Genomic DNA, 17,149 nt, shown 5'->3' on the forward strand with positions numbered 1-17,149 from the left:
GACCAGCGCCGGCCCGACGCCCCCGGTGGGACACTCGAAGAGGCGGGTCCCGGCAGCCAGGACTACCCGTGGTGAGGTGTGTCGGTCACGTCGGTGACCCAGCCGTGGAGATGGCCATGAGCACCACCAGCCCCAGCACCGACACTCCCCGTGCAGCCCGGTCTCGCGTCGTCATCCTCGGCGCCGCCGGCCGGGACTTCCACGACTTCAACGTCGTCTTCCGCGACGACCCGTCCTACGAGGTCGTCGCCTTCACCGCGACCCAGATCCCTGACATCGACGGGCGGCGCTATCCGCCTGAGCTCGCGGGATCCCTGTACCCGCAGGGTATTCCGATCGTCGCGGAGTCCGAGCTGTCCGGCCTCATCGATCGGGAGCACGTCGACGTCGTCGTCTTCGCCTACTCAGACGTGCGGCACGAGCAGGTCATGCACCTCGCCTCGCGATGCATCGCCGAGGGCGCCGACTTCCGTCTCCACGGTGCCCGGCGCACGATGCTGCGCAGCACGAAGCCGGTCGTCGCCGTGAACGCCGTGCGCACGGGGGTCGGCAAGAGCCAGACGACGCGCTACCTCGCCCGGCTGCTCCTCGACCTCGGCCAGCGCGTCGTCGCGGTCCGGCACCCGATGCCCTACGGCGACCTCGCCGCCCAGGCGTGCCAGCGCTTCGAGACCTACGCCGACCTCGACCGCCACGACTGCACCATCGAGGAGCGCGAGGAGTACGAGCCGCACCTCGACGCGGGCGTCGTCGTCTACGCCGGCGTCGACTACGAGCGGATCCTCCGCGAGGCCGAGCAGGAGGCCGACGTCATCCTCTGGGACGGCGGCAACAACGACCTCCCCTTCTACGTCCCCGACCTCCACGTCGTCCTCGCCGACCCCCTGCGCCCGGGCGACGAGGCGGCCTACCACCCCGGCGAGGCGAACGTCCGGATGGCCGACGTCGTCGTCATCGCCAAGTGCGACTCGGCGCGGACCGCCGACATCGAGGCCGTCGAGGCCTCGGTCCGCTCGCTCAACCCGGGAGCCACCGTCCTGCGCGCCGACAGCCCGGTCACCGTGGACGACCCTGCCGCCGTCCACGGCCGCCGCGTCATCGTCATCGAGGACGGACCGACCCTGACGCACGGCTCGATGACCTACGGCGCCGGCGTCGTCGGCGCCCGCGCCGCCGGGGCGGCACTGATCGTCGACCCGACCCCGTATGCCGTGGGGTCCATCGCCGCGACCTACGTGGCGTACCCGAACGCGCGGGGTGTCCTGCCGGCCATGGGCTACGGAGCGGAGCAGGTGCGCGACCTCGAGGCGACGATCCGGGCCGCGGTCGAGGCCGGCGAGTGCGAGGCGGTCGTCAGCGGCACGCCGATCGACCTCACCCGGGTGATGACGGTGCCGGCGCCCCTCGTCCGGGCCCGCTACGAGCTGCGCGAGATCGTGCCCGGTGGCCTCGCGGCCGCGCTCCGGACCGCGCTTCCGCTCGACGTCCACGACGACGTCGGCACCCATGCGGGCTCCACGTTCGCGGGGAGCGCGTCATGAGCACGCCGACCGAACACCTGCCCTCCGACTCGCGCGACCACCGGACCGGCCACGAGCTCGACCCGCGTCCGCCCGTACCCCCGCGTGGCCGGCGCGCGGGCTACGCCGGGTCCCTGCTCACCAGCCTCGTCATGCTCCTGCTCATCAACGTCTGGCCGGGCTGGGAGGTCGTGCCGTTCCTCACCCCGCGCACGGTCCTCGTCATCGGCGCGGTCAACGCCTCCATCATCGCGAGAGCCATCGCCGACCTCGTCAACGTCGTCGTCGACCAGCCACGTCCGCGGGCCTTCGGCGACATCATCTCCATCGGCTTCGGCCTCATCGCCCTGGTGCAGATGTGGCAGGTCTTCCCGCTCGACGTCATCGGCACCGGCTGGGAGGTCGTCGCGCGCGTGCTGCTCGCGATCGGCGTCGTCGGCAGCGTCGTCGGGATCGTCGAGGCCATCGTGCGGCTCGTCACGGGCCGCTTCCCGAGGATGTGATCGTCGTGACCGCCACCAGCCCCACCCCCTCCAACCCCACCCCCGCCAGCTCCCTCCCCCCTCCCGCCGCGACGGGTGGGTTCCATCCCGCCGGGCGCCACATCGCCGCCCTCGTCATCGGCTGCCTGCTCATCCTGCCCGGGCTGGGTCTGCTCCTCGGCGGCGCCGGCCTCGCCATCACGTATGCCGTGGGGCGGGACGACGCGGGCTACCTCTCCTTGACGCTCCCTGCCCTCACGAGCCAGTCGCCGGCCATCACGGCCGAGGACATCGTCGTCGAGACCGGCCCCGACGTGCCCTCCTGGGTGCTCGACCGGCTCGACCTCGACCTCCGGCTCACGGCACGTCCGCTCGCGTCCGGGAAGGACGTGTTCCTCGGCGTGGCACCGTCAGCCGACCTCACGGCATACCTCCAGGGCGTCGCCCACGAGCAGGTCGTCGGCATCGCGCGGGCCCGCGACGGGAGCGCGAGCGGCGCAGTGCTGCGCGCGACCCCGGGCGCCTCGACCGTGGCCGCCCCGACGACGCAGACCTTCTGGACCACCTCGGCCACCGGTGCTGGCCAGCAGCAGCTGTCCTGGCGCGTCACGGGGGGCCAGTGGGCCGCCGTCATCATGAACGCCGACGGCAGCGCCGGGGTCGCCGTCTCCGCGACCGTCGGGGTGCGGGCCGGCTTCCTCCTGCCCCTCGCTCTCGTCATGCTCGGGATCGGTCTCGTGCTGACCGGGGTCGCCGTGGCCCTGATCGTCCGCGGCGCGAGCGGCACCCGACCGCCCCAGGGCGGTGCCATCGCGGCGCCGAGCGGAGGCCTGCCCGGCGCGACCGTCGAGGCGTCCCCGGTCGCCGCACCGGGGGCGCTTCCGACGCACCCCCGGGCCGTGAGCCCGGTCGCGCTCGACGCGCGCCTCGACGAGCCCCTGTCGCGGTGGCTCTGGCTCGTCAAGTGGTTCCTCGCGATCCCGCACTACATCGTGCTCGGGTTCCTGTGGATCGCGTTCTCCGTCGTCAGCATCGTGGCGTTCTTCGCGATCCTCTTCACCGGGCGCTACCCCCGGGGGCTCTTCGACTTCAACCTCGGGGTGCTGCGGTGGACGTGGCGCGTGTCCTACTACGCGAGCAGCGGTGGTCTCGGCACGGACCGCTACCCGCCGTTCAGCCTCGACGACGAGCCCGACTACCCGGCGCGGCTCGACGTCGCCTACCCGGACCGGCTCTCGCGCGGTCTCGTCCTCGTCAAGTGGTGGCTGCTCGCGATCCCGCACTACCTCATCGTCGGCCTGCTCGTCGGTGGCGGCTCGTGGGCGTGGACCTGGGCGAGGGACACCGACGGGACCGGTCGTCTCAACATCCTGAGCGGGGGCCTCCTCGGACTGCTCGTCCTCGTCGCGGGGCTGTCGCTCCTCTTCGCCGGCCACTACCCGCGGGCGCTCTTCGACCTCGTCGCCGGCCTCAACCGGTGGGTCTACCGCGTCATCGCCTACGCCGCGCTCATGACGGACGTCTATCCGCCGTTCCAGCTCGACGAGGGCGGTGCCGAGGTGCAGCCGGGGCTGCCGGGACCGCCGCCCCCTCCGCTGCCTCCACCGACGCTCCCGCCGCCGCCGGTGGCTGACGACGCCGTGCCGCCGGACCGGCCCGCCCCCGTCAGCTGACCGGCTGACCGTGCCGCAGGGCCCTTCCCGAGGCGTCGAACTGCCGTCGCAGCGAGAACGCCACCGGGGAGGGCCCGTGCGCGCGAAGGTGATCGAGCCGACCCAGCGCCTCGTCCGTCGTCGGCCGGGTGCCGGCCGCCACCCACCACAGTGCGGTCGAGGGCTGCGGCGTCGGCACGAACCACTTCTGTCGTCGGAGCAGCAGCTGGCCGTGGGTGCTGCGGTAGACGAACTCGTGCAGGCTCGCGTAGTCACGCCAGACCGACACGTTGACGACGAGCAGCTGTCCGTCGCGGGTCACGGTCTCGTCTCCCGGCTCAGCGCGCAGGTGCCAGACGAAGCCGGGACTGCGCGCCGCGAGGTCCGCCGTCCCGGTGAAGGCGAAGACGAATCCCCGCATCGTCGGGTCGTCGAGCGGGGCGCGCGCGACCGACACGTTGACCTGGGCGAGCTGGTGCGTCTCCACGGTCTCCACGCCTCACCAGCCTGCCACCGGGGCCGCCGGGGGGCGCGGTCAGGGGCGGCGGCGAGGCCGCGACAGTGCCAGTCCGAGACCCGCGACGGCGACGATCGGGCCGATGACGGCCCACAGCGTGTTGCCCGACATGGCGCTCCCGCCGACGTAGCCGAGACCCTGCAGCGTCCACAGCGCCCCGACGAGCAGCACGAGAACGCCGACGATGACACGGACCGGGCGGGTCATGACCGCACTCGCAGGCAGGTGCTCATGCCCCGACGCTACGTCCCCGGACCCGCCACGTCACCCCGCGATCACCGGACGCGCCGGGACCCGCCGGGTGCGTATGCCGCCCGCCGCCCCGCCACGTCACTGCCTCGCCCAAGGGAGCACTGACGTAGCGCGCGGCGCCCGACCGGCCCGGCTCCCTACGTCACTGCTCCGCCCTGGGGAGCACTGACGTAGCGGGCGGCGCCCGACCGACCGGGCTCCCTACGTCACTGCTCCCGCCAGCGGGGCAGTGACGTAGGGCGAGGTCGCGACCACCATCGGTCACGCGGTCGCCCGACGCCGGTTGACGCATACGCCCCTGTCGGTCACCGGGCAGGCATAGCCTCCGAGCATGACAACGCCGTCCCTCGACCGGCGCACCCTCCTCAAGGGTGTGGCCGCGGCCACCGCCGCCCTCGCCGTCCCTCGCGTCTTCGACCCGGCCGCCGCTGCGGCGCCGGCGAGTCGGGGCATCTTCGGCTACGGGATCGCCAGCGGCGACCCCACCGCCGACTCCGTCATCATCTGGACCCGAGCCACCCCACCGGCCCGACCCGGAGAGCCCGTCGCCACCCCGGGCAGCGGCCTCGGCCGGTCGATCCCGGTGCGCTGGCAGGTGGCCCGCGACCAGCGCTTCACGCGGGTCGCCGCCCACGGCACCGTCATGACCTCGCCCGACAGCGACCACACGGTCAAGGTCGACGTGACCGGACTCGACCCCTACACGCGCTACTTCTACCGCTTCCAGTCGCTCGGCGAGTTCAGCGACGTCGGGCGCACCCAGACCGCCGGCGACATCGCGGGCGAGACCCACGCGCTCCGGATGGCGCTCGTCAGCTGCAGCAACTACACGGGCGGCTTCTTCACGGCCTACCGCGCCATCGCCGCCCGCGACGACCTCGACTTCGTGCTCCACGTCGGCGACTACATCTACGAGTACGGCAACGGCGCCGACCGCTACGGCCCCGCCGCGCTCGTCGGCGTCCGGGACAGCCAGCCGCCCACCGAGACCATCGACCTGACCGGCTACCGGCTGCGCCACGCGCTCCACAAGGCGGATCCGGACCTGCAGGCCGCGCACCAGAAGGTCCCGTGGATCACGATCTTCGACGACCACGAGGTCGCCAACAATTCGTGGGCCGGCGGCGCCCAGAACCACCAGGCGGGCGAGGGCGACTACCTCGTGCGCCGCGCCCAGGCCATGCAGGCCTACCTCGAGTGGATGCCATTCCGCATGCCCGACCAGTCCGTGCCGCACCGGGGCACGCGCTTCTTCAAGCGGTTCACGTTCGGAGCCCTCGGCGACCTCTCCATCCTCGAGACGAGGCAGAACCGCAGCGCCCAGGTGACCGTGCCCAACGTGCCGTTCGACGGGTTCGTCCCGATCGGGGTCAGCCCGGCGATCGACGGGGCCATCGCCTCGCCGGCCCGGCACCTGCCCGAGCCGGAGCAGCTGGCCTGGCTCAAGGACGGCCTCGCCGAGCACGGACGCCAGTGGCACCTGCTCGGCAACCAGGTCATGGTCGCGCCCGTCCTCTACCCGGGCGCGGCCCTCGGCGCCCCCGGCCTCACCTTCGTCAACGCCGACCAGTGGGACGGCTACACCGCCGACCGCACGAACCTGCTCGACCACCTCGCTGCGCAGCCCCCGGCCGCCGGTGACGCGGTCGTGCTGACCGGCGACATCCACGCGTCGTTCTCGTGCGACCTGCCCGTCAGGTCGTCACCCGGCCAGACGGCATACGCCTCCGCGGGGGTCGAGTTCGTCTGCCCGTCGGTGACGAGCGACGGCTTCTTCGAGGTGCTCGGCGGCACGCCGCAGCTCGCCGGCCAGCCGCCCGAGGTCGTCGTCGCCGTGACCCGGCAGGCCATCGGTGCGGCGCAGCAGCTCAACCCGTGGCTGCGCTACATCGACGGGGTCAGCCACGGCTACGTCGTCATCGACGTGACGCCCGAGCGCGTGCAGGCCGACTACCACCACACCCCGGTGCCGACGAGCGCCCAGCCCGACCCGCGCGTCGTCCCGACGATCGTGCCGACCTACACGCGCAGCCTCCAGACGCTCGCGGGCACGCGCCGCCTCTCGCCGGCGACCGGGCCGGTCGGCCCGCGCTCGGACCAGCCCCGCGGCGGCTGACCACCGGCACGGCAGTGCCCACTCGACGTTCGTGGTCGAGTGGGCACTGCCGTGCGCGTGGAGCGTGGGTCAGCTCTGCGCGGCGAGGTGTGCGTCGATCCAGTCGACGATCTCCGTCTCGACCTCGTCGCGGTTCGTCTCGTTGAGGATCTCGTGACGGGCCTCGGGCCACAGCTTCACCGTGACGTCCTGGACGCCGAGGCGGCGCAGCTGGTCGGCGACGCGCTGGACGCCCTTGCCGTTGGCGCCGACCGGGTCCTGGTCGCCCGAGGCGAGGTGCACCGGCAGGTCCTTCGGGATGCGCGATGCGACGCGGTCGGTGTTGACCGCCTCGAGCCCACGCAGCAGGTCGGCGAATCCGCCTGCGCTGAAGACGAATCCGCAGTCGGGGTCGTTGATGTACTTGTCGACCTCGGCCGGGTCACGTGAGAGCCAGTCGAAGTCGGTGCGGGTCGGCTTGAACGCCGAGTTGTACTGCCCGAAGCTGAGCGTGTTCATCAGGCCGCTCACGTGCTCGTGCCCGCGGATCCGGGCCTGGGTCGAGGCGAGGAAGACGCCGACCTTGCCGATGGCGCCCGCGCCCCCGGCGGTGCCCGAGAGCACGAGGCCGGCCAGCTCGGAACCGTACTGGGCGGCATACCCCCGTGAGATGAACGAGCCCATGCTGTGGCCGACGAGCACGACGGGCAGACCCGGCTGCTCCTCGCGGGCCTTGGCGGTGACGGCGTGCAGGTCGTCGATGACCGTCTGCCACCCGTCGCGCTCGGCGAAGGAGCCGCGCGGGCTCGACGTCTTGCCGTGGCCGCGGTGGTCGGAGCCGTACACGGCGTACCCGTGGTCGGTGAGGCGCTGGGCGAAGCGGGCGTAGCGGCTCGAGTGCTCGGCGAGGCCGTGCGCGATCTGGACGATCGCCCTGGCGTCGCCGTCGGGAAGCCACCGGTTGACGAAGACGTCGGTGCCGTCGGGCGTGGTCAGGGTGAACGTGCTGCTCTCCATGGATCGTCCTCGATCTGCTCGGTGACTGGCCGTCGAGCGGCAGCGTATGCCGTCCGCCGCGTCGCGGGGGAGCGTCTGCTCACGGGGTGGCGCCGTGGTGTCGCCGACGGGGTCCCGCGGACGCTCGGGCACTGGCGAAGGTGTCCGGAATGCCCGTTTGGCCGGCCCACCTGACAGAAAGCCACAGAAACGGGTGCCCGAATCTATTTACTTCACGCCGAGCCGGTGGTTTCCTTGTGTCACCGGCCCCACAGGGCACGATTGGGAACCACACAGGACGAGGGAGTCCGATGTACGCAGCGGAGCGGCAGCAGCGGATCATCGCGGAGGCACGTCGTGCCGGCCGGGTCGAGGTCACCACCCTCGCCGACACCCTGGGTGTCGCCGCCGAGACCGTGCGCCGCGACCTCACGGCCCTCGAGCGTCGCGGCTCCCTGCGCCGGGTCCACGGCGGCGCGATCCCCGTCGAGCGACTCGAGGTCGAGCCCACTCTCGCGACCCGCTCCGGTCGCCTCGCCGACGTCAAGCGCCGCATCGCGGCCCGCGCGCTCGACGAGCTGCCCAGCGGCGGCAGCATCATCCTCGACGGCGGGTCGACGACCCTGGCCGTCGCCGAGATGCTCCCGCCCGACCTCGACCTCACCGTCCTCACGAACAGCCTCGCCGCGGCGACCGTCCTGTCGACCCACCCCGGCATCAAGCTCTACCTCCTCGGCGGACGCGTCCGCGGCACGACCGGCGCCGCCGTCGGCGACTGGGCCACCCGGGCACTGTCCGACGTCGTCGTCGACGTCGCCGTCATCGGCACCAACGGCCTGTCCGTCGCCCGCGGCCTCACGACGCCCGACCAGTCCGAGTCGCTCGTCAAGCGCGCCATGGTCGGGGCCGCCCGCAAGTGCGTGGTCCTCACCGACTCGAGCAAGGCCGGCGACGACCACCTCCACCGATTCGCCCAGCTCGCCGACGTCGACGTCGTCATCACCGACACCGACCTCGACGACGACGTCGCCGCCGAGATCCGCGCGGCCGGACCGGAAGTGGTGACCGCATGATCGTCACGCTCACGCCCAACCCGAGCATCGACCGGGCCGTCCTCATCGACGCGCTCCGTCGGGGGGAGGTGCACCGCGCCACGAGCAGCCGCATCGACCCGGGCGGCAAGGGTGTCAACGTCTCTCGCGCCCTTGCGGCACAAGGCGGTTCGACCGTCGCGGTCCTGCCGAGCGGTGGACCCGAGGGACACCTCCTCGAGGAGCTGCTCGACGCATCCGGAGTCGGCCACGTCTCCGTGCCGGTGTGCGGTTCGGTCCGGATGAACATCAGCGTCCTCGAGCCCGACGGCACGACGACCAAGCTCAACGAGCCCGGCCCCGACCTCTCGGCCGACGAGGTCGAGTCGCTGCTCGCGACGACCCTCGAGCGCGCTGACGGCGCCCAGTGGGTCGTCGGCTGCGGCAGCCTCCCTCCCGGAGCGCCGGCCGACCTGTATGCCGACCTCGTCGGCCGGGTGCGCGAGCGCGGGCTGCGTGTCGCCATCGACTCGTCCGGCGCGCCGTTCGCCGCCGCCGTCGCCGCGAAGCCGCACCTCATCAAGCCCAACCACGAGGAGCTCGCCGAGCTCGTCGGCCACGACCTGCCCAGCCTCGGCCACGTCCGCGACGCCGCCCGTGAGCTCGTCGCCGGTGGCATCGACGTCGTGGCCGTCAGCCTCGGCGGCGACGGCGCCCTGCTCGTGACCGCCGACGAGTGCGCCCACGCACGCGCCACGATCACGGCCCCCCTGTCCACCGTGGGCGCCGGCGACTGCATGCTCGCCGGTCTGCTCCACGGCCTGTCCACCGGTCTCACCCCGGCGGACGCCCTCATGACGGGGGTGACGTGGGGCGCCGCGGCGGTCACCCTCCCCGGAAGCCGCGTGCCCTCACCCGCCGACCTCGACGGCATACGCGCCGAGCTGACCCGGGAGCCCGACTTCGACCGCGTCCTCTCCTGACGCGCCTTGAGACGCCGAACACCAGCAACGACCAGCACCGATCGTCCTGATCGTCCGAAAGGAAACACCATGTCCCTGATCACCGAAGACCAGGTCGTCCTCGACCTCACCGGTGCCGATCGCCACGAGGCGACCCGCAAGCTCGGCGAGCGCCTCGTCGCCTCCGGCCGGTGCACCGACCTCGACGCCTTCCTGAACGACGTGCGCAAGCGCGAGGAGACCATGGCGACGGGGCTGCCCGGCGGCATCGGCATCCCGCACGCCCGCAGCGCCGCCATCACCGAGCCGTCGCTCGTGTTCGGCCGCACGGACGGCATCGACTGGGGCGCCAAGGACGGCCCCGCGACGCTCGTCTTCCTCATCGCGGCGCCCGAGGGCGGTGGCGATGCCCACATGCAGATGCTGCCCAAGCTCGCCCGCGCCCTCATGAAGAAGGACTTCAAGGCCGCCCTCGCCGCCGCGACGACGGAGGCCGAGGTCGTCCGCATCGTCAGCGCCGAGGTCGAGCTCGACCAGCCGGTCATGGCAGCCGCGGCCGCCGGAGCCGGAGCCGGAGCCGGGGCTGCTGTCGCAGGCCCGGACACCGCGGGCGCCGCAGCGGCACCGGCCGCCAAGCGCCGGCTCAACCTCGTCGGGGTCACCTCGTGCCCGACCGGCATCGCGCACACCTACATGGCAGCCGAGGGCCTCGAGAACGCGGCGAAGGCCGCAGGTCACACGATGACCGTCGAGACGCAGGGCTCGGCGGGCTCCAAGCCTCTCGCCGCCGAGGTCATCGCTGCGGCCGACGCCGTCATCTTCGCCCACGACCTGCCCGTCAAGGACGCCGGCCGCTTCGCCGGCAAGCCCCTCGTCGACGTCGCGGTCAAGAAGGGCATCTCCGACGGCCCGGCGCTCATCTCGCAGGCGGAGCAGCTCGTCGCCGAGTGGGAGGCCGACCCGGCCAAGCGTGCGGCCGCCGTCGCGGGCGCCGGCATGGCGGTCGCCTCCGGAGGGCTCGTCTCGAAGGTCGAGGAGGGCGCGAGCACGGGCACGAAGATCCGCCAGTGGCTCATGACGGGTGTCTCCTACATGATCCCGTTCGTCGCGGCCGGTGGCATCCTCATCGCCCTGTCGTTCATGCTCGCCCAGGTCGCGATGGGCTCCAACGGCGCCATCGAGATCGTCAAGTACAACCTCAAGCCCGGCGACCCGCTCAACATCGCCGAGACCTTCAGCGTCACCAGCCTCACCTCGTGGGCGGCACTGCTCTTCGTCATCGGCGGCGCGGCCTTCGGCTTCCTCGTGCCGATCCTCTCCGGCTTCATCGCCTTCGCGATCGCCGACCGCCCCGGCCTCGTGCCCGGCATCGTCGGTGGCTCGGTCGCGGCGACGATGGGTGCAGGCTTCCTCGGCGGTCTCGTCACCGGCCTGCTCGGTGGCTTCGTCGCCCGGTGGGTCTCCGGCTGGAACGTCGCCAAGGGAGTCCGAGGCGTCATGCCGGTGGTCGTCATCCCGCTCGTGAGCTCGTTCATCACCATCGGGTTGTTCATCACCGTGCTCGGCCGCCCCATCAAGGGCCTCACCGACGCACTCAACAGCTGGCTGACGGGCATGACCGGCGCCAGCGCGATCATCCTCGGCATCATCCTCGGCGCCATGATGGGCTTCGACCTCGGCGGACCGGTCAACAAGGTCGCGTACGCCTTCGCCACCACGGGTCTCGCCGCGGCCGGCGCCGCCACCGACGCGCCCCAGCTGAAGATCATGGCCGCCGTCATGGCCGCCGGCATGGTCGCCCCGCTGTCCATGGCACTTGCCACCACCCTGCGCCCGAAGCTCTTCTCCGAGCCCGAGCGCGAGAACGGCAAGGCCGCGTGGCTGCTGGGCCTGTCGTTCATCTCGGAGGGCGCCATCCCGTTCGCGGCCGCCGACCCGATCCGCGTGATCGCCAGCTCGGTCGTCGGCTCCGCCGTCACCGGGGCCCTGGTCATGCTCTTCGGCGCGACGCTGCGCGCCCCGCACGGAGGCATCTGGGTGCTGCCGCTCATCGGCAACTTCGCACTCTTCATCCTCGCCCTCCTCGCCGGCGTGGCGGTCATGACCGTCCTCTTCATCGCGCTGCGCTCCCGCGAAGCGAACCTCGCGCAGGTCGAGGCGACCGCTACGGTCTGATCAGGGCGTGATCACGATCGCCGTCTGATCCTCACCGACAGCACGACCACCCGTTTCCACAGAAGGAGCACGTCCATGGCAACCCGCACCGTCACCATCGCCTCCTCGGTCGGCCTGCACGCCCGCCCGGCTGCCCTCTTCGTCGAGGCCGCGAGCGCGTCCGGGCTCGACGTCGAGATCGCCAAGCCCGGCGAGGACCCCGTCGACGCGACGAGCATCCTCGGCGTCATGGCCCTGGGGGCCAGGCACGGCGAGGAGGTCGTGCTGACGGCCGAGGGCGACGGCGCCGACGAGACGCTCGACTCGCTCGTCGAGCTCCTCTCGCGCGACCTCGACGCGGAGTAACGAGCATGGCCGCGTCGGAGACCCCGTCCGAGACCAGGCACGGCATCGGTGTCAGCCCGGGCACGGCGTACGGGCCGGTGGTGCAGGTGGCACCACCGGTCCGGCCGCCGGCCGACGAGAAGGCGGTCGACGACCAGGAGGCAGCGCTCGCCGACGTGCGTGCGGCCTTCGAGTCGGTCGCCGTCTCGCTCGAGGAGCGGGCGACCCGGGTCGACGACACGGCCCAGCAGATCCTCAAGGCGACCGCCCTCATCGCTCGCGACAAGGGCCTCGTCAAGGCCGCGGCCAAGGAGCTCGCCGCGGGGCACGGTCGGGCGCACTCCATCGAGAACGCCGTCGAGACGTATGCCGCCCAGTTCGAGGCGCTCGGCGGCTACTTCGCCGAGCGGGTCGCCGACCTGCGTGACGTCGGGTCACGCGCGGTCGCAGCGGTGCTCGGGGTCCCGGCCCCCGGCGTACCCTCCTTCACCGAGCCGAGCGTCATCGTCGCCGAGGACCTCGCCCCCGCCGAGACGGCCACCCTCGACCGGCGGCTCGTCGTCGGGATCATCACCGAGGCTGGTGGCCGGACGAGCCACACGGCGATCCTCGCCGCGCAGATGGGGATCCCCGCCGTCGTCCAGCTCGCCGGGGCCACCGAGATCGCCGCGGGCACGCCCGTCGCGCTCGACGGCGACACCGGCGAGGTGACCGTCGACCCCGACATGGAGCTCGTCACCGCCCAGCGGGAGCGGGCGGCGCGTCGCGCGGAGGCGCTCTCGCACCTCTCCGGGCCCGGCCGGACGTCCGACGGCGTTGAGGTCGCGCTGCTCGCCAACATCGGCGGGGTCGAGGATGCCGTCGCTGCCGGCGCCCAGGACCTCGAGGGCGTCGGGCTCTTCCGCACCGAGTTCGTCTACCTCTCGGCGACGAAGGCCCCGACCGTCGAGGAGCAGACCGAGATCTACCGTGGCGTCTTCGCGCCCTTCGAGGGGCGACGCGTCGTCGTCCGCACCCTCGATGCCGGCGCCGACAAGCCGCTCAAGTTCGCGGACCTCGGCCCGGAGGAGAACCCTGCGCTCGGCCGTCGCGGTCTGCGCCTGTCGGCCGAGCGGCCCGACCTGCTCGACGCCCAGCTCGAGGCGCTCGCCATCGCCGCCCGCGAGACCGGGGCCGACGTGCGCGTCATGGCCCCGATGGTCGCCACGGCGGAGGAGGCGGCATGGTTCGCGCGGCGCGTCCGGGAGAACGGGCTGCCCAAGGCGGGGGTCATGATCGAGGTGCCGGGGGCGGCCCTGCGGGCCCACGACGTGCTCGGCGAGGTCGACTTCGGCTCGCTCGGCACCAACGACCTCGCGCAGTACACGATGGCCGCCGACCGCATGCAGGGCGCGCTGTCCGACCTGCTCGACCCGTGGCAGCCGGGCGTCCTCGACGTCGTCGGGCTCGCGTGCGAGGGGGCCGCCCGGGCCGACCGCCCCATCGGGGTCTGCGGCGAGTCCGCCGGGGACCCGTTGCTCGCCCTCGTCCTCGTCGGGCTCGGGGTCTCGTCGCTGTCGATGGCGCCGAGCAAGGTGCCGGTCGTGCGCCTGGCCCTGTCGCTCCACTCCGTAGTCGAGTGCCAGGCCCTGGCGGCCGCGGCCCGCGGTGCGCGCACCGCCATCGACGCCCTCACGGCCGTGCGCGAGGCCGCGCGGACCGAGCTGACCGACCTGCTCTGACCCCTAGCGCGGTTGCGACTCGGCGAAGGTCTTGAACGCCTCCATCATCGACAGGCTCTGCTTCGGGAAGCTCTTGGCGAGGACGAGCCCGACGACCTTCATGACGCCGTGGAACTCGAAGTCGTTGTGGGTCACCCAGCGCGTGGCGTCGGGCCCGGCCTCGTGGAACTCGTTGCGGGTCGTCGAGTGGACGCCCTTGGCGTCATAGGTGCCCTCGAACGCGTACGGAAGGTCGCGGCGCGTCACGGTCTCGACCATCTCGAGGGTGCCGCGTCCGCGGCGGAAAGTCAGCCGCGACTGGGCACCCGGGTGGCCCGGCTCGCCGTGGATCGGCTCGAACGAGACGAGCCCCTCCCGCCACTTCGGCAGGTTGTCCGGGTCGTCGAAGAGCTCGATGAACCGCGCCCGCGGCACCTGGACGACGACCTCCTGGGTGAACTCCATGCGCGAACCGTACTGCCGCGGCCCGTCACGCGGGTCGAAGCGTCACGCGTGACCCGGGTCGGAGGCCGTGGCTGTCGGCTCGGGGCCGGCCCCCATCCGCCCGGCGACGCGTGCCGTGAGGACGGCCGTGATCGGGATGCCGAGCCAGAGCCAGGCGACCGTCGTCGATGACCCCAGGACGCCGCTCAGCTGAGCGTCGTTGAAGAGGTAGAGGTAGAGCGTGAGCAGCCCGACCTGCCCGGCCACGAGCAACGAGCGACTGCGTTCGTTGCGGCGCCGGTCGGCGTAGGCGGGTGGCGGGTTGAGCCACAGGGCGATGACGACCGCGACCACGACCGCGATCTGGGTGACGTGGTCCATCCACGCGTCCGGCCAGAAGCTGTCCAGGTGCAGCACGACGAAGGGGACCACGACGAGCACCATCAGGGCTCGAGGCTGGAGACCCGCCGTCCGGCCGGTCACGACCATCACGAGCACGGCGACGGTCACGACGGCCTCCACCTGGCCCGGAGCCGCCCAGGCCGTGGGAGAGGTGTCGGCCGCGAAGGCGATCCCGATCAGGGCGGGGACCAGCCACAGCCCCGCCGCGAGCCACAGGTAGAGGCCTGCGCTCAGAGCGCGTCGAACCAGCAGCTCGGCCAGGGCCGCGAGAAGGATGACGCCCGCGATGACGACCTGCACCCGCTCGACGTGGTCGATCACCCAGTTGGGCAGGCCGAAGAAGGAGCTGGTGTCGGCCGAGGGCGAGAGGGTCCCCACCACGGTGATCGCGACGAGCGTCGCGAGGGCCGCCACCTCCATGATGCCGACGCCGAGCGAGACAGCGGCGAGCCGCGGCGGGAAACCGCCCGGAGACAAGGGGCGCCGCGCACTCCATGCGGCGACGGACACCATCAACCCGGCAACGAGCGCGGCATGCAACCAGGACAGGGGCTGGTCGACGCGAGGTCGCCAGAAGACCTCTCCGCCGAGGAAGCCACCAGTCACGTGGAGGTAGAGCCCTGCGAGGAGCAGGAGCTTGAGGACGACCGCCGCGATCACCGCCTGCCGGGTGACGCGCCAGCGCAGCAGGCGGCCGGTGCGCTCCCGCTGCCCCTCGACCGAGGTGGCCAGGGCGAAGATCGTCAGCAGCGACAGGAGGATCGACGCCGCCGGAGCGAGGCTGCGGCCTCGGATCGCGGCGAGCGCCTGGTCGACGTCCGAGCTCCGGACCGTGGCGACGAGTGCCATGACCGCGGGCGTGGACGCCAGGGCGCAGCGCGCGGCCTCGTGGCTGCGGCCCCCCGCTGGCAGCGTGAGCGCCGCTGCAGTGCAGGCGAGTCCGAGGGCGACGAGCCACAGCCGCGCCGACCCCAGGGACAGGGCGTCCATGGTGAAGAGGGCGATGATCAGTGCGGCGCCACTCAGCACGACGCGCTGAAGTGGGGCAGAGCGTACGGCACCGATGCTGATCGTCACCATGACCACGCCCAGGGCCACCACGGTGACGATCGACTGCCACGGCCAGTACGCGTCCCCGCTGATCTCGTTGAGCACGGCGCGTCCGCGCCAACCGGTGGCGATCATGAGACACAGCAGTGCTGCCCAGGCATGACCTAGGAGCACCACGACCCTGACGGCGCGTTCGAGGTTGGACGTGCCCACCCGGAGCGCTCTCGCCCGGAAGCCGTCACCCAGCCGGGTGCGAAGCCCCACCTGCGTCATCACCCCATGGAACCGCTCACGCCACACGTCCGCAGGACATTGGCTGGGATCCGCTCCCGGCCAGTGCTCTCAGCGGTCAGTGCGTACCTCGAGGATCACGACGTCGGCGTCGGTCTCCACCAGTCGCGCGGGCTCGAAGCCGGCGGCGACGAACAACGCGTCGAACTCCGCCGCCGTGCGCTCGCGCCCACCCGGCAGCACGAGCATGTTGAGGTCGGACAGGGCTGACTCGAGCTCGTGGCCCGGTCGGTCGAGCACGAGCTCGACGACGAGCACCACCCCGCCCGGTGCCAGCGAGCGGCGGCAGGTGCGCAGGATCTCGACACACTTCGTGTCGGACCAGTCGTGCAGCACCTTCTTGAGCAGGTATGCATCGGCAGGCGGGACCGCGTCGAAGAAGCTGCCCGCCGCGACCGACCACCGGGACGCGACCGACTCGCTCGCGGTCGAGGGCGGCCCGGCTGGTAGCACCTGGGGAAGGTCGAACACCGTGCCGTCGAGGTGCTCGTGGCCGGCCAGGACGGCCTCGAGCAGCGCCCCGAGTCCGCCGCCGACGTCGACGACCGAGGTCAGCCCCGTGAAGTCGTATGAGCTCGCCACCGCCGTCGCCACCCTCGACGTCAGAGCCGCCATGTTGTCGTTGAAGACCGCGTTGGCCCGCGCGTGGGAGGCCCGGTAGGTCCAGACGTCCTCACCGTGCAGGGCCGAGAAGGCGTTGTCGCCCGTCCGGACGCTGTGGGTGAGGTGACCCCAGGCCGCCCACGTCGCCGGGTCCTGGAGCGTGCGGGCCAGGGGTCGCAGCGAGCCGGGGGCGTCGGTGCGCAACCCGGCCCCGAGCGACGTCGCGGTGTACGTGCCCTCGGTCGACACGGCATACAAGCCCAGTGCGACGAGCACCCGCATGAGCCGGCCGAGAGTGTCCTCGTCCGCCCCCACGCGTGCGGCGAGCTGCGCCAGGGACATCGGCCCGGACGCCAGCTCGTCGCTGAGCCCCAGCTCGGCGGCCGTGCTGACGGCCGCCGACGTCCGGAAGCCGATGATCATCGATCTGAGGTCAGGGGTCGCGTCCATCTCGCCATCGTCCTCCGGAAAGGGGACGGCGGACGGACTCGGCATGGCGCGACACGTCCGCTGCCGCGTCGGACGCTGGGGCTCGGACAGGCTGGGCTGCATCCTCGTGGTGACCACCCTCATAGGTCTGGACCCGTTGGACGCCAAGGCGGCTCGATAGACTCGAGGTGGACGTCGACACCGGCGCCCACCCGGCAAAGGAG

Annotated in this window: 15 protein-coding genes; 9 read left to right on the top strand and 6 right to left on the bottom strand. The window is 72.3% G+C overall.

Features of this window, described 5'->3' with window-relative positions; all coding sequences use genetic code 11:
- The first annotated feature begins 116 nt into the window (after nucleotides 1-116).
- Genes H283_RS23720 through H283_RS27495 form a run of 3 tightly spaced genes read left to right on the top strand, consistent with a single transcriptional unit; the run spans nucleotide 117 to nucleotide 3,675 of the window.
- Nucleotides 117-1,541: a cyclic 2,3-diphosphoglycerate synthase gene (locus H283_RS23720; RefSeq protein ID WP_051103538.1), complete on the top strand. Its 1,425-nt coding sequence runs from the start codon at nucleotides 117-119 to the stop codon at nucleotides 1,539-1,541.
- Complete coding sequence (locus H283_RS28310; protein WP_020141816.1) at nucleotides 1,538-2,023, top strand: hypothetical protein; 486 nt, start codon at nucleotides 1,538-1,540, stop codon at nucleotides 2,021-2,023. Before H283_RS23720 ends, H283_RS28310 begins: the two co-directional genes overlap by 4 nt.
- A 5-nt stretch (nucleotides 2,024-2,028) precedes the next feature.
- Nucleotides 2,029-3,675 (top strand): DUF4389 domain-containing protein, encoded by a 1,647-nt coding sequence (locus H283_RS27495; protein ID WP_231372207.1) that lies wholly within the window; start codon nucleotides 2,029-2,031, stop codon nucleotides 3,673-3,675.
- Here H283_RS27495 and H283_RS0101905 read toward each other — a convergent pair.
- Nucleotides 3,668-4,150 carry a DUF3291 domain-containing protein gene (locus H283_RS0101905; RefSeq protein ID WP_020141818.1) on the bottom strand — a complete coding sequence of 161 codons (483 nt, stop codon included), beginning with the start codon at nucleotides 4,148-4,150 and terminating at the stop codon, nucleotides 3,668-3,670. The two genes, H283_RS27495 and H283_RS0101905, sit on opposite strands and share 8 nt — an antisense overlap.
- 39 nt (nucleotides 4,151-4,189) lie before the next feature.
- Entirely contained in the window at nucleotides 4,190-4,378 is a 189-nt protein-coding gene (locus H283_RS0101910; protein ID WP_020141819.1) for a hypothetical protein, read from the bottom strand.
- Nucleotides 4,379-4,754: 376 nt separating this feature from the next.
- Here H283_RS0101910 and H283_RS0101915 point away from each other — a divergent pair, with 376 nt between their 5' ends.
- On the top strand, nucleotides 4,755-6,539 hold the full coding sequence (locus H283_RS0101915; protein WP_020141820.1) for an alkaline phosphatase: 1,785 nt from the start codon (nucleotides 4,755-4,757) through the stop codon (nucleotides 6,537-6,539).
- A gap of 69 nt (nucleotides 6,540-6,608) precedes the next feature.
- Here H283_RS0101915 and H283_RS0101920 read toward each other — a convergent pair whose 3' ends face one another.
- Nucleotides 6,609-7,535, bottom strand: coding sequence for an alpha/beta hydrolase (locus tag H283_RS0101920; RefSeq protein WP_020141821.1), 927 nt, complete (start codon nucleotides 7,533-7,535; stop codon nucleotides 6,609-6,611).
- Nucleotides 7,536-7,825: 290 nt separating this feature from the next.
- On the opposite strand from H283_RS0101920, the gene H283_RS0101925 reads away from it, so the two are divergent.
- The 5 genes from H283_RS0101925 (at nucleotide 7,826) to ptsP (ending at nucleotide 13,727) form a co-directional block, all read left to right on the top strand.
- Nucleotides 7,826-8,587, top strand: coding sequence for a DeoR/GlpR family DNA-binding transcription regulator (locus tag H283_RS0101925; protein ID WP_020141822.1), 762 nt, complete (start codon nucleotides 7,826-7,828; stop codon nucleotides 8,585-8,587).
- Nucleotides 8,584-9,528 carry a 1-phosphofructokinase gene (pfkB, locus tag H283_RS0101930; RefSeq protein WP_020141823.1) on the top strand — a complete coding sequence of 315 codons (945 nt, stop codon included), beginning with the start codon at nucleotides 8,584-8,586 and terminating at the stop codon, nucleotides 9,526-9,528. The genes H283_RS0101925 and pfkB overlap by 4 nt, the downstream gene beginning before the upstream one ends.
- A 69-nt stretch (nucleotides 9,529-9,597) precedes the next feature.
- Nucleotides 9,598-11,682 carry a fructose-specific PTS transporter subunit EIIC gene (locus H283_RS0101935; protein WP_020141824.1) on the top strand — a complete coding sequence of 695 codons (2,085 nt, stop codon included), beginning with the start codon at nucleotides 9,598-9,600 and terminating at the stop codon, nucleotides 11,680-11,682.
- Between the two features lie 75 nt (nucleotides 11,683-11,757).
- A complete protein-coding gene (locus H283_RS0101940; protein WP_020141825.1) occupies nucleotides 11,758-12,027 on the top strand; it encodes an HPr family phosphocarrier protein in 270 nt (89 codons plus the stop codon).
- Nucleotides 12,028-12,032: 5 nt separating this feature from the next.
- The gene (gene ptsP, locus H283_RS0101945) at nucleotides 12,033-13,727 is read left to right on the top strand and encodes a phosphoenolpyruvate--protein phosphotransferase (RefSeq protein ID WP_020141826.1); all 1,695 of its coding nucleotides are present in this window, start codon (nucleotides 12,033-12,035) and stop codon (nucleotides 13,725-13,727) included.
- Nucleotides 13,728-13,730: 3 nt separating this feature from the next.
- Here the strand turns inward: ptsP and H283_RS0101950 are convergent, their stop codons facing one another.
- The 3 genes from H283_RS0101950 to H283_RS0101960 form a co-directional block, all read right to left on the bottom strand.
- Nucleotides 13,731-14,171 (bottom strand): SRPBCC family protein, encoded by a 441-nt coding sequence (locus H283_RS0101950; protein WP_020141827.1) that lies wholly within the window; start codon nucleotides 14,169-14,171, stop codon nucleotides 13,731-13,733.
- A gap of 42 nt (nucleotides 14,172-14,213) precedes the next feature.
- The gene (locus H283_RS0101955; RefSeq protein WP_156022918.1) at nucleotides 14,214-15,875 is read right to left on the bottom strand and encodes a hypothetical protein; all 1,662 of its coding nucleotides are present in this window, start codon (nucleotides 15,873-15,875) and stop codon (nucleotides 14,214-14,216) included.
- Between the two features lie 69 nt (nucleotides 15,876-15,944).
- A complete protein-coding gene (locus H283_RS0101960; RefSeq protein WP_020141829.1) occupies nucleotides 15,945-16,946 on the bottom strand; it encodes a methyltransferase in 1,002 nt (333 codons plus the stop codon).
- Nucleotides 16,947-17,149: the final 203 nt, after the last annotated feature.

This window comes from Terracoccus sp. 273MFTsu3.1 (genome assembly GCF_000383675.1).
Taxonomy (GTDB): domain Bacteria; phylum Actinomycetota; class Actinomycetes; order Actinomycetales; family Dermatophilaceae; genus Terrabacter.